The 12,534-nt window shown below is 70.8% G+C and carries 13 protein-coding genes; 2 read left to right on the top strand and 11 right to left on the bottom strand.

What is annotated here, in order from left to right:
- Positions 1–36: 36 nt before the first annotated feature.
- The 8 genes from dhaM to nucS all read right to left on the bottom strand — a co-directional run bounded on the left by dhaM (position 37) and on the right by nucS (position 7,586).
- The gene (gene dhaM / locus ACZ63E_RS14535; protein WP_465312654.1) at positions 37–708 is read right to left on the bottom strand and encodes a dihydroxyacetone kinase phosphoryl donor subunit DhaM; all 672 of its coding nucleotides are present in this window, start codon (positions 706–708) and stop codon (positions 37–39) included.
- A complete protein-coding gene (gene dhaL / locus ACZ63E_RS14530) occupies positions 705–1,334 on the bottom strand; it encodes a dihydroxyacetone kinase subunit DhaL (RefSeq protein WP_465336396.1) in 630 nt (209 codons plus the stop codon). The genes dhaM and dhaL overlap by 4 nt, the downstream gene beginning before the upstream one ends.
- Positions 1,334–2,335 (bottom strand): dihydroxyacetone kinase subunit DhaK, encoded by a 1,002-nt coding sequence (dhaK, locus tag ACZ63E_RS14525; RefSeq protein ID WP_465336395.1) that lies wholly within the window; start codon positions 2,333–2,335, stop codon positions 1,334–1,336. The genes dhaL and dhaK overlap by 1 nt, the downstream gene beginning before the upstream one ends.
- A gap of 67 nt (positions 2,336–2,402) precedes the next feature.
- Positions 2,403–3,407, bottom strand: a complete 1,005-nt coding sequence (locus tag ACZ63E_RS14520) for a DUF3558 domain-containing protein (RefSeq protein ID WP_465336394.1) — start codon at positions 3,405–3,407, stop codon at positions 2,403–2,405.
- A gap of 47 nt (positions 3,408–3,454) precedes the next feature.
- A complete protein-coding gene (locus ACZ63E_RS14515) occupies positions 3,455–3,742 on the bottom strand; it encodes a hypothetical protein (RefSeq protein ID WP_465336393.1) in 288 nt (95 codons plus the stop codon).
- Between the two features lie 10 nt (positions 3,743–3,752).
- The gene (locus ACZ63E_RS14510) at positions 3,753–5,450 is read right to left on the bottom strand and encodes a sodium:solute symporter family protein (protein ID WP_465336392.1); all 1,698 of its coding nucleotides are present in this window, start codon (positions 5,448–5,450) and stop codon (positions 3,753–3,755) included.
- A 188-nt stretch (positions 5,451–5,638) separates the two neighbouring features.
- Entirely contained in the window at positions 5,639–6,415 is a 777-nt protein-coding gene (locus ACZ63E_RS14505; RefSeq protein WP_465336391.1) for a hypothetical protein, read from the bottom strand.
- Positions 6,416–6,926: 511 nt separating this feature from the next.
- Complete coding sequence (nucS, locus tag ACZ63E_RS14500) at positions 6,927–7,586, bottom strand: endonuclease NucS (protein ID WP_465312663.1); 660 nt, start codon at positions 7,584–7,586, stop codon at positions 6,927–6,929.
- Positions 7,587–7,623: 37 nt separating this feature from the next.
- On the opposite strand from nucS, the gene ACZ63E_RS14495 reads away from it, so the two are divergent.
- Positions 7,624–8,169, top strand: coding sequence for an NUDIX domain-containing protein (locus ACZ63E_RS14495; protein WP_465336390.1), 546 nt, complete (start codon positions 7,624–7,626; stop codon positions 8,167–8,169).
- 10 nt (positions 8,170–8,179) lie between these two features.
- Here the strand turns inward: ACZ63E_RS14495 and ACZ63E_RS14490 are convergent, their stop codons facing one another.
- Entirely contained in the window at positions 8,180–8,953 is a 774-nt protein-coding gene (locus ACZ63E_RS14490; RefSeq protein WP_465336389.1) for an enoyl-CoA hydratase-related protein, read from the bottom strand.
- Entirely contained in the window at positions 8,950–9,912 is a 963-nt protein-coding gene (locus tag ACZ63E_RS14485; RefSeq protein WP_465336388.1) for a GlxA family transcriptional regulator, read from the bottom strand. The genes ACZ63E_RS14490 and ACZ63E_RS14485 overlap by 4 nt, the downstream gene beginning before the upstream one ends.
- 71 nt (positions 9,913–9,983) lie before the next feature.
- Between ACZ63E_RS14485 and ACZ63E_RS14480 the strand changes: the two genes are divergently transcribed.
- Positions 9,984–10,520: a cysteine hydrolase family protein gene (locus ACZ63E_RS14480; RefSeq protein ID WP_465336387.1), complete on the top strand. Its 537-nt coding sequence runs from the start codon at positions 9,984–9,986 to the stop codon at positions 10,518–10,520.
- Here ACZ63E_RS14480 and ACZ63E_RS14475 read toward each other — a convergent pair.
- Positions 10,513–12,528, bottom strand: a complete 2,016-nt coding sequence (locus tag ACZ63E_RS14475; protein ID WP_465336386.1) for a protein meaA — start codon at positions 12,526–12,528, stop codon at positions 10,513–10,515. The genes ACZ63E_RS14480 and ACZ63E_RS14475 overlap by 8 nt on opposite strands.
- Between the last annotated feature and the right edge of the window lie 6 nt (positions 12,529–12,534).

The following is a 12,534-nucleotide window of genomic DNA, read 5'->3' as shown; positions in this document are numbered from 1 at the left end:
AGTACCGCGCAAGTCACCCGGTCGGCAACACCGGCTTCACTCGCCGAAGTTGCCGTCCACCAGCTCCTTCGCCTTGTTCAGCGCGGCGGAAGCCTGCGTCCCGCGGGCCTGCAGCACGATCCGGTCACCCTGGCGCGCGCCGAGGGACATCAGCGCCAGCACGCTCTTGCCGTCGGCCTCCTGCTCGCCGAGCCGCACGGTGACTTCGGCGTCGAACGCGCTGAGCGCGCGCACCAGCACCGCGGCCGGCCGCGCGTGCAGGCCGACCTCGTTGTGCAGCTCCAGCTCGATCTCGGCACCCCCGGCCGTGGCCTCGGCGGGGGTCAGGTCCTCGGGCATCCCGGCCGCCGCGGCGGCTTCCGCCACCGCCTTGCGGTCCTGCCCGGCCTGCGCCGCGACCGCCGCCGCGATCGCGCCCTCGACCAGCGGGCCGTCCGCCACGACGGCGGAAGAGGGGTCGGCCAGCGACTCGACGGCGAGCTCGGCGGTCATCTGCGCGCTGCCGAGGTCGTAGAGCAGCACCACACCGTCGCCGGAGTCCGCGCGCTGGGTCGCGGCGACGACCTCGTCGTAGTCCGTGCCGATCGAGCCGTCGGGCAGGCCGCCGGCCGGCCGGATGGTGACGTCCGGCGCCATCTGGGCGGCCAGCTCGGCCAGGCCTTCCGCGAGCTTCGCGCTGTGCGAAACGAGCACGATTCCGACGCTCACCGGGCGGCCTCGGCGAACGCGCGCAGCAGCAGAGCCGAGGACCGCGCACCCGGGTCCATGTGCCCCACCGCCCGCTCGCCCAGGTAGGACGCGCGGCCCTTGCGCGGCACCAGGTCCACAGTGGACTCCGCGCCACGGTCGGCCGCGTCGGCTGCCGCGGTCAGCACCGCGGCGACGTCCCCGCCGTCCTCGGCCGCCTTCTCCGCGGCCGACAGCGCGGGGATCAGGGCGTCGACCATCGTCGCGTCGCCGCCGACGGCCTTCCCGCGGGCCTGGACCCCTTCGAGCCCGGCGCGCAGCGCGTCCAGCAGCGCCGGGACGTCGAGCTCCCCGGCCGTGCCCAGTTTGGTCGAGGCACGCAGGAAAGCCGTGCCGTACAACGGTCCCGCGGCCCCGCCGACCTTGGAGATCAGCGTGGTCGCGACGAGCTTCAGCACGCCTCCCGGCGTGTCCGGCGCACCCGCGTCGAGCGCCGCGACGACGGCGGTGAAGCCGCGGTTCAGGTTCTCGCCGTGGTCGCCGTCGCCGATCGCGCGGTCGAGCTCGACCAGCTCGGCCCGGTGCTCGGCGACCACGCCCGCCGCGGCGCGCACGGCGGCCGCGACCCCCTCGGCCTTGCAGGTCATCAGACCCCCCACCGCAGCGCCGCGGTGGTGACCGGTGCGTCCCAGAGCTCGGTCAGCTCGTCGTCCAGTTTGAGCAACGTCAGACTCATCCCCTGCATCTCGAGGCTGGTGATGTACGGCCCGACCAGCCGGCGTTCGACCACGATCCCACGCTCGGCCAGCAGCCGCTCGGCGATGCCGTGCGCCAGGTAGAGCTCGACGAGCGGGGTGCCGCCCATCGAGTTGGTGAACAGCAGCACGCGGTCGCCGGACTCGAAGGGCAGGTCCTCCACCACGGCCTGGACCAGCCGCGCCACCAGCGCGTCGGCCGGCTCGAGCGGGATCCGCTCGCGGCCGGGCTCGCCGTGGATGCCGATGCCGAACTCGATCTCCCCCTCGCCGAGGTCGAAGCTCGGGGTGCCGGCGTGCGGCACGGTCGGCGCGGTCAGCGCGACGCCGATCGAGCGCACCTGGCCGATCACCTTCTCCGCCAGGGCGGTCACGGCGTCGAGCGAGTCGCCGCGCTCGGCGGCGGCGCCGGTGATCTTCTCCAGCAGCACCGTGCCGCCGACCCCGCGGCGGCCCGCGGTGTAGGTCGAGTCCTTGACCGCGACGTCGTCGTCGATCACGACGCTGCGCACGTCGAGGCCCTCGGCGGCGGCGAGCTCGGCGGCCGTTTCGAAGTTCAGCACGTCGCCGGTGTAGTTCTTCACGATGAGCAGGGCGCCCGCGTCCCCGGTGGTCGCCGTGACGGCGGCCTGCACGGCGTCCGGCGTCGGCGAGGTGAACACCGCGCCCGGCACGGCGGCCGACAGCATGCCCCGGCCGACAAAACCGCCGTGCAGCGGCTCGTGCCCCGACCCGCCGCCGGAGATCACGGCGACCTTGCCCGCGACCGGCGCGTCGGCCCGGACGACGACGTCCGGGTCGGACTGGACCCGCAGGATGTCGGCGTGCGCGGCGGCGAGGCCCCGCAGCGACTCCGCGACGACGTTCGCCGGATCGTTGATGATCTTCTTCACGGCAGCCTCCGGCACATCGGCGGGTGGGGTGTCCCCTTCCTACCTCCCCGCGGGGCCCGCCGCCAGGTCAGGCTTTGGGGAGCTTCGTGACCACGTTCTTCGCGACGCCGAGGGCCTTGCCGCACGGGTCGTCGGCGTCCGGTTTGGCGGTGTAGCTCTGGTAGTCCACTTGGGCCAGTTCGACGTCGTCGCCCTGCCACGGCCGGTGCTGCCACTCGACGGTGCACTGCGACGAGCTCGTGGCGCCCTGCTTCCGGTAGGCCGTGACGCCGTTGCCGAGGTCCACCTTGGAGTACCCGTCCCCGACGATCGGGGGCAGGCCCGGCAGGAACTCGACGGTCACGGTCGGGTTGGCGCCGTTGCTCTGCCACGCGCAGGAGTGCAGGCCGGACGGCGCGGACTTCGCCGACGGCACGGCGGGGGTGACCGCCGCGGTGTCGGCCATCGCGCACGGGTCGGCGGTCAGCAGGGTGCCCGGCGGCGTCGAGTACTTCTCCGGCGAGTTGTGCAGCTTCTGCACCACGGCGTCCATCAGCGTCTGCCCGGGCCGGCAGGGGTCACCGGGGTAGGCGACCGTCAGCACCAGGGCGTTGTCCGGGTTCAGCGCCGTCATCGCCGCGACCGTGCAGTCGGTGTCGTCGGCTTTGTTCACCCGTAGCGGCAGCCCGCCGACCTGCCCGGCCGTCTTGTCCGCGTGCGGCAGCAGGGTGCTGCCGATCTCGAAGTCGAACCGGATCTCCTTGCCGCCGGGGTCCTTCACCTTGTTGGCGCACTTGTCGAAGGCGATCGACGACGGCGACGGGTCCTCCTCGACCGTGCCGAGGCCCAGCGCGCCGAGGGCGTCCTTGGTGAGGAACTGGCACGGCTTGATCGTGCGGAGCACGTTCGCCGCCACCGCGGCGTCGGTGATCGGGCCGTCGGCGACCTGGCCGGTGCCGACCGCGGCCGGCACCGTCGTCCGCGCGAAGTTGGACCGGCCGAGGTCCTGCCCGCACGCGGTCAGCGGCAGCGCGAGCGCGGTGACCAGCAGGAACAGCTTCGGAAGACGGCGGCGCCGAACGTCAAGGAGCACGCGGTGCACGGTAGCGGCAACCTCGCGCCGCTGTCCGGACAACCCGGCTATTCACCCGCCGCGGGGGTGGTGTCCCCGGCCTCGGTCTCGGTCTCCGCCGGCACGACCAGCGGCCGGAGCTGCGCCCACAGGATGAACAGGGCGGAGACCACCAGCATGCCGATGCCGGCCCACAGGTTGATGTTCACCCCGGCGGCCTTCTCGATCTCCTGGTCGGAGGTGAAGCCGATGCCCATCACCGTGAGGATGACGCCGTACACGCCGATCAGCAGCGCGATGATCAGCCGGATGTCGAAGGCGCCCGCCTTCCGCGGCGCGCCGGACTCGGTAGCCATGACGGACCTCCTAGAAGATGGCGTTGAGGGCGATGGTCAGGATCAGCACGATGCCCGCGAGCAGGCCCGGCTTGCGGTACCAGCCCGCGTTCTCGCCGGTGTCGTCGTGCTTGCGCGTTTCCTTCGGGGTCAGCGAGTAGACCAGCCCCACCAGCTCTTCGTCCGGCTTCGGCCTGGTCGCCAGCGACACCACGACGCTCACCACGATGTCGACGACGAACGCGGTCCCGGCGGCGACGAAGCTGATGCCCTGGCCGGTGAGGCCGAGCACCCCGGCCTGCGACAGGCCCCAGACGGTGACCGCGGACGCGGTGCCGAGCACCAGGCCGCTCCACCCGGCGTGCGGGGTCATCCGCTTCCAGAACATGCCCAGGATGAACGTCGCGAACAGCGGCGCGTTGAAGAAGGAGAACAGGTCCTGCAGGTAGTTCAGGATGTTGCCGGAGTTCGACGCGATGAACGCGGTGCCGATGGCGAGGATCGTGCCGACCGACGTCACCACGCGCCCGAGGCGCAGGTAGTAGCCGTCCGGCTTGTCCTTCTTGATGTAGGTCTGCCAGATGTCGTACGTGAAGACCGTGTTGAACGAGCTCAGGTTCGCCGCCATGCCGGCCATGAACGAGGCCAGCAGACCGGCGATCGCGATGCCGAGCATGCCGTTCGGGAGCAGGTCGCGCATCAGCAGCAGGAGCGCGTTGTTGAACGTGACGCCGCTCTCCGCGGTGCCGCCGTCCAGCAGGACCTGCTTGTCCTTGACGTACTCGGACACGGTGACCGCGGCGATCATGCCCGGGATGATCACGATGAACGGGACCAGCATCTTCGGGAACGCGCCGATGATCGGCGTGCGCCGCGCGGCGGACATGCTCTTCGACGCCATCGCGCGCTGCACCTCGACGAAGTTCGTCGTCCAGTACCCGAAGGAGAGCACGAAGCCCAGACCGAACACGATGCCGAGGATCGAGAGGATGTTGTTGCCGAAGCCGGTCAGGTTGTCACCGGGCCACGAGTGCAGTTGCGCGGTGCCGCCGGGGCTGTTGGTGACCTTGTCGACCAGGCCCTGCCAGCCGCCGACCTTGACCAGGCCGATGATCGTCAGCGGCACCAGCGCGATGACGATCACGAAGAACTGCAGGACCTCGTTGTAGATCGCGGCGGAGAGCCCGCCGAGCGCGGTGTAGGAGAGCACGATCACGGCGGCGATGATGATCGACACCCACAGCGGCCAGCCGAGCAGCAGGTTCACCACGCTGGCCAGCAGGAACAGGTTCGCGCCCGCGATCAGGATCTGAGCGGCGGCGAAGCTGATGCCGTTGACCAGGTGCGCCGGTTTGCCGAAGCGGCGGCGCATGAACTCGGGAACACTGCGGACCTTCGAGCCGTAGTAGAACGGCATCATCACGATGCCGAGGAACAGCATCGCCGGGATCGCGCCGATCCAGAAGTAGTGCACGGTCGGCAGGCCGTACTGGGCGCCGTTGGCCGACATGCCCATGACCTCGACCGCGCCGAGGTTGGCCGAGATGAACGCCAGGCCGGTGACCCAGGCGGGCAGCGACCGGCCGGACAGGAAGAAGTCGAGACTGCTCGACACCTGTCGTCGTGCCAGGTACCCGATGCCGAGCACGAGCACGAAGTAGAACGCCAACTCGATGTAGTCGATCGCGCTCGCGTCGAGTCGCAGGTTCGCATCGGCTAGGACGAGCACCCGACCCACCTCTTTTCAAACTGGACAACAACCCACAGGAATCACCACTGTCCTGTCGGATCCGGACAGTACTGCATGGATTCAGGGTCGGCACGCTGACCTGTCCAAAGTGGCCTGAAGGCGCGCCTCCCCCGGCATTCACCAGGGGAAACGCGCCTTCGTTCACGCACCGCGGGAGCGGCTGCCGATCACCGATCGGTGGGCACGGCGATCTCGCCCTCCTCCTCGATCAGCTTGGCGAGCACCTCGTCGGGCAGGTAGGTCCGGTGCGGGTAACCCGGACCCCACGAGTTGAGCAGCGGCACGGCGCCGAGCTCGTCCGCGCGCGGGTTGGCCAGCACGGCGTGCACGTCCTCGACCGACTGCGCCCAGCGGAAGGCTTTGATGCCCTGCTTGCCCTCGGGCACGTACTTCTCGCGGGCTTCCCAGTCGTCGTTCTGGTACGAGTCGTCCCACAGGACGTGCCCGGCCTCGGCGAGCACTTCGGCGGCCGCGCGGACCGACGTGCCGTTGTCGTCGCCGGGGTTGGTCTCGGGCCACTCGTCGCGCTTCTTGGCCGAGTCCCAGAGCCAGCGGGCGGTGTACTCGCTGCCGTTGAAGATCGACATGCAGCGCGACCAGCCGAAGCCGACGCAGGCGCCTTCGCGGCCCTGGTCGTAGAACGCGTACCAGGCGTCGGTGTCCGGGGAGCCGCCCGGCTCGAGGCACACGCAGTGCCCGCCGCGGATCCGGCCGAGCTTCGCGACGCCGGCCTTCGCGATGAAGAACTCACCGGAGGCCTCGTCCTGTTCCGGGGTGTCGAACGCGGAGTACCAGTTGACCCCGATCACGACGGGCGCCTGCGTGGGCCGGTCGTCATCGGACAGCGCGGTCAGCGGATACCTTTCCACGTGCCGCCAGTCGTCCGGAATGAACCGGCCCAGGCGCGGGTCGGCCGGATCGGAACCGAGTGGGCGATAACGCATGACTTCCTCCTCCGTGCGTGCGAAAAACGCGCGCACATCGGCCGGACGGACATGCGCACACCGAGCTCGAAGGCGGACTGAAACGTAGGCACGACAAAGAAAGACGGCCGAGCGCACCACCCTCCGGCCACGCCGGAAGCACCGGCGGAACCCCTCGAAATCGAGTGTCGCACGACTCCGGCTAACGAGATCCCGGACTCACCCGAACAGCGCAGAAAGGCGGGAACGGAAAAGATCTGATCACTCCGCGGCCGCCTATCGGGTTAACGATTTCCGGCCGGAGAGTCGCGAGCACCGAATTGGATACGCGATCCAGGCATCGATCCGGCCACGAAGGCCACCTTTCGGCGGGCGACGTCCGGACGACGCGACGCTCCGCCAGGCCGGCGGCGGAATGGGATTGTCCGGCAATCACGAGGAGATTCGCGCCGCCGGCCGGACCGCCCGAGAAATGGCGTCGCCGACCCGAGCGCAGTTCGGCCGGCGGCGAACCACCCGGATTCCCGGAACGTCAGAACAGGCGGAACTCGTCGGACTCGATGCCGCGCAGCTCGTCGTAGTCCAGCGTCAGGCACCGGATCCCCCGGTCCTCGGCCAGCGTCCGGGCCTGGGGCTTGATGATCTGCGCCGCGAACACGCCCTGCACCGGGGCCAGCAGCGGGTCGCGGTTCAGCAGCTCCAGGTAACGCGTCAGCTGCTCGACGCCGTCGATTTCGCCGCGGCGCTTGATCTCCACCGCCACCGACTTGCCGTCGGCGTCGCGGGCCATGATGTCGACCGGGCCGATCGGGGTGGGGAACTCGCGGCGGACCAGCGTGTACCCGTCGCCGAGGGTCTTGATGTGCTCGGCCAGCAGTTCCTGCAGGTGCGCCTCGACGCCGTCCTTCTGCAGGCCCGGTTCCGCGCCCAGCGCCTGGCTGTAGTCGTGGAAGATCTCCTCGATCGAGATCACCAGCTTCTCGCCCTGCTTGTTCTCGACGATCCAGATCTTGCCGTCTTCGATCAGCCAGCAGGGCGGGCTCATCCAGTTCAGCGGCTTGTACGCGCGGTCGTCGGAGTGGACCGACAGCGAGCCGTCGGACTTGACGAGCAGCAGGCGGGTGGCCATCGGCAGGTGGGCGGTGAGCCGGCCGGCGTAGTCGACCTGGCACCGCGCGATCACGAGACGCACCCGAGGAGGGTAGGACAGGGTCGGTGATACTGGGCGCGTGGACCCCATTCAGCGTGTCGCGTCCCGCGAGGTGTACCGGAACAACTGGCTGACGATGCGGGAGGACGAGATCCGCCGCCCCGACGGCTCGGCGGGCATCTACGGCGTTGTCGACAAGCCGACCTACGCGCTCATCATCGCCCAGGACGGCGACCGGTTCCGGCTGGTCGAGCAGTTCCGGTACCCGGTCGGCGGGCGCCGCTGGGAGTTCCCCCAGGGCACCGCGCCGGACCGCGCCGACCTGCCGCCCGCGGAGCTCGCGGCCCGCGAGCTGCGCGAGGAGACCGGGCTGCGCGCCGCGTCGATGGTGACGATCGGGCGGCTCGACGTCGCGCCTGGCTTGACCAGCCAGCGCGGCTGGGTGTTCCTCGCCACGGACATCACCGAGGGCGAGCCGGAGCGCGAGCTCGAGGAGCAGGACATGCGCAGCGCGTGGTTCGCGCGGGCGGACCTCGAGAAGATGATGCTCAGCGGCGAAATCACCGACGCGCAGACGCTCGCCGCCTGGACGCAGCTCACGCTGTTTGAGCGGCACCGGCCCTGACCGGGGAGGCTCAGTCGGGCCAGGACGGCTTGCGCTTCTCCAGGAACGCCGCCATGCCCTCGCGCGCGCCGGGTAGCTGGGACGCCGAAGCCATGACCTCCAGCGCGATCGCGTACGCGTCGGCCTCGGGCCGGTCGAGCTGGGCGTAGAGGGTCAGCTTGCCCATCGTCTTGCTGGCCCGGCTGCCGCGTGTCGCACGCGCGAGCAGCTCCGCGACGGCGTCATCCAGCTGCTCGTCGGGCACGACCCGGTTGACCAGGCCCCAGTCCAGCGCGGTCGCCGCGTCGACGACGTCGCCGGTCAGCGCCAGCTCCATCAGGCGCTTGCGGCCGATCGAGCGCGCCACCGGGACCGCCGGTGTGTGGCAGAACCAGCCACCCTTGCCGCCCGGCAGCGCGAAGCCCGCCGACTCGGCCGCCACGGCGAGGTCGCACGACGCCACGAGCTGGCAGCCCGCCGCGGTGGCCAGGCCGTGCACCCGCGCGACGACGACCTGCGGCACCGACTGCATGGTCTTCATCAGGTCCGTGCAGAGCGTCAGCAGCTCGCGCACGCCCATCAGGTCGCGCGCGGCGACGTCGCCGAAGTCGTGCCCGGCGGAGAACACCGGGCCCGCGCCGGCCAGCACGATGCCGGTCGCGTCGGACGTGCCGGCCTCGTGGAACGCCGCGAGCAGCTCGGCCAGGTGGTCCGCGGACAGCGAGTTGCGCCGCGCCGCGCGGTTCATCGTGATCGTGACGGTGTCGCCGTCGCGCTTGACCAGGATGTGTTCGTACTCGGTCATGCCTCGACGGTAACCCGTCGGAATGTCCGCCGATAGCTGTCGGGGCCGACGCCGACCTCGGCGTGCATCCGGCGCCGCAGGTTCGCCGCCGTGCCCAGCCCGGATCGCTCGGCGACGCGCTCGACCGGCAGCTCCGTCGTCTCCAGCAGCCGCTGCGCGTACCGGACGCGCTGGACGCGCAGCCACCGTCCCGGCGTCACCCCCGCCGCCGCGGCGAACTCGCGGTGGAACGTCCGCTCGCTCATCCGCGCGTGCCCGACGAGGTCCTCGACGCCGATCCCGGACCCGAGCCGCGCCAGCGCCCAGTCCATTGTGGACGCCACCCCCGGCTGGGATGCCGCGGGAGGCAACGGGTTGTCGACGTACTGCCGTTGCCCGCCCTCCCGGGCCGGCGGCATCACCAGGCGGCGCGCGAGCGCGGCGGCGACGTCGGCGCCGTGGTCACGCCGGACCAGGTGCAGGCAGAGGTCGAGGCCGCCGACCACCCCCGCCGACGTCAGGACACCGCCGTCGTCGGTGTAGAGCACGTCGCGCTGGAGGTCGGCGTGCGGCGCGGCGACGGTCAGGGCGTCGAAGTCGCGCCAGTGCGTGGTCGCCGGGCGGCCGTCGAGCAGGCCGGCGGCGGCCAGCGTGAACGCGCCCGAGCACAACGCGGCGACCGTCGACCCGGCCCGGTGGGCCCGCCGCAGCGCCGCGACGGCGGCCGGCGGGACCGTGGCGTGGGGGTCGTCGCGCCCCGGCGCCAGGACGAGGTCGCAGCCGTCGAGCCCGGCCAGGCCGTGCGTGGCCGCGACGTCACCGAACGGCGAGACGGCGGTGCGGACCCGGCCCTGGCTGCACAACCGCAGCGTGAACGGGCCGATCCCGCTGTCGGTCCGGTCCTGGCCCCAGACCTCGCCGATCACCGCCAGGTCGAACATCCGGGTGCCCGGCAGCAGCAGAACGCCGATCGTGCGCATGGCAGGAAAGTACCGCATCGCGCGTCTTCTGCCACTCCTCCGACGGCAGGACAACCGCAAGACTCGACGACATGACGGCACTCATCCTGATCGACGTCCAGCGTGGGTTCGACGACGCGGCCTTCTGGGGCCCGCGCAACAACCCCGGCGCCGAAGCGAACATGAAAGCACTCCTCGACGCGTGGCAGGAGCGGCGGCTGCCGGTCGTGCTCGTGCACCACGACTCCGTGAAGCCGGGCTCGCCGCTGCGGCCCGGGCAGCCCGGCAACGACTTCAAGCCCGAGCTCGACGGCGCGCGGCCGGACCTGGTGTTCGGCAAGCAGGTCAACTCCGCGTTTATCGGCGACGTCGACCTCGACGCGTGGCTGCGCAAGCGCGGCATCACGAGTTTTGTGCTCGCCGGGATCCAGACGAACTTCTGCTGTGAGACCACCGCGCGGATGGGCGGAAACCTGGGCTACGACGTGACTTTTGCGCTCGACGCGACCTTCACGTTCGACCTCCCGGAGGTGACCGCCGACGAGCTGTACCGCGTCACGGCGGCGAACCTGGCCAACCAGTTCGCCACCGTGAAGTCCACGAAGGACATCCTGGCCGACCTCAGCTGAGGCCGTGGCGCTCGCGGATCAGGTCGACGATGCCGGCCATGATGCCGGTCAGCTCGTAGTCCTTGGGCGTGAACACCCGCGCGATGCCGCGTTCGGTCAGCAACGCGGCGTCGTCCGGCGGGATGATGCCGCCGACGATCACCGGCACGTCGCCGGCGCCCGCGGCACGCAGGCCGTCGACGACGTGCGGGACGACCTCGAGGTGCGAGCCGGAGAGCACCGAGAGCCCGACGACGTGCACACCCTCCTGCACGGCGGCCGCGACGATCTGCTCGGGCGTCAGGCGGATGCCCTGGTAGACGACCTCGAAGCCGACGTCGCGCGCCCGGACGGCGACCTGCTCGGCGCCGTTGGAATGGCCGTCGAGGCCGGGCTTGCCGACCAGGATCCGCAGCCGCTCGCCGAGCTCCGCTTCGGTTTCGCGGACCCGGGAGCGCACCCGCTCGATCTCCGGGTCACCCCCGCCGGCGGCCGTGGCGGAAACCCCGGTGGGCGCGCGGTATTCGCCGAACACCTCGCGCAGCGCGCCGGACCACTCGCCGGTGGTGACGCCGGCGCGCGCACAGTCCACAGTGGCCTCGAAGAGGTTTTCCGTGGTCTGTGCGCGTTCCTTCAGCGCGGCCAGCGAGCGCTCGACAGCATCATTGTCACGCTGGGTCCGCCACTCCTCGATCGCCGTGACGGCGGCCTTTTCGACGGCCGGGTCGATCGTTTCGATCGCCTTCGCGCCCTCGGCCTGCAGCGGCGACGGCTCGGTCGTCTCGAACTTGTTGACCCCGACCAGGATCCGCTCGCCGTTCTCCATCCCGCGGCGGTACTCGGCCAGCGACCCGACCAGCTGCGACTTCATGTAACCGCTCTCGACCGCGGCGACGGCGCCGCCGAGGTCCTGCACCCACGCGATCTCCTCACGCGCGCCGGTCATGATCTCGTCGACCTTGGCCTGGATGACGTGCGAGCCGTCGAAGATGTCCTCGTACTCCAGCAGATCGGTCTCGAACGCGAGCACCTGCTGCATCCGCAGCGCCCACTGCTGGTCCCACGGCCGGGGCAGCCCGAGCGCCTCGTTCCACGCGGGCAGCTGGATCGCGCGGGCGCGGGCGCCGCGGGAGAGCGACACCGCGAGCATCTCCAGCACGATCCGCTGGACGTTGTTCTCCGGCTGGGCTTCGGTGAGCCCGAGCGAGTTGACCTGGACGCCGTAGCGCAGCCGGCGCGCCTTGGGATCCGTTACGCCGTAACGATCCCGCGTGAGCTCGTCCCAGAGCGCGGTGAACGCGCGCATCTTGGACATCTCCTCGACGAACCGGACACCGGCGTTGACGAAGAACGAGATCCGCGCGACGACCTTGGCCATGTCGGCCGGCTCGACCTGCCCGGAGTCGCGGACGGCGTCGAGCACGGCGATCGCGGTGCACAGCGCGTAGGCGACCTCCTGCGTCGGCGTCGCGCCGGCTTCCTGCAGGTGGTAGCTGCAGATGTTGATCGGGTTCCACTTCGGCACGTGGTGCACGGTCCACGCGATCATGTCGGTGATCAGCCGCAGGCTGGGGCCCGGCGGGAAGATGTAGGTCCCGCGGGACAGGTACTCCTTGATGATGTCGTTCTGCGTGGTGCCGGTGAGCTTCGCGAGGACCTCGTCCACGTCCCGGCCTTCGGCCTCGGCCTGCTCGTGCGCCACGGAGACGTACAGCGCGAGCAGCCACATGGCCGGCGCGTTGATCGTCATCGACGTGTTCGCCTCGGCGAGCGGGATGCCGTCGAAGAGCCGCCGCATGTCACCGATGTGCGACACGGGCACGCCGACCTTGCCGACCTCACCGCGGGACAGCTGGTGGTCGGGGTCGTAGCCGGTCTGCGTCGGCAGGTCGAAGGCGACCGAAAGGCCGGTCTGGCCCTTGGCGAGGTTGCGCCGGTACAGCTCGTTCGACGCGGCCGCGGAGGAGTGTCCCGCGTAGGTCCGCATCACCCACGGTCGGTCACGTTCACGGTCCGTTGGGTACGGCACAGGACA

Source organism: Amycolatopsis sp. NPDC104819 (genome assembly GCF_055583145.1).
This window is presented reverse-complemented; position numbering and strand designations above follow the sequence as displayed.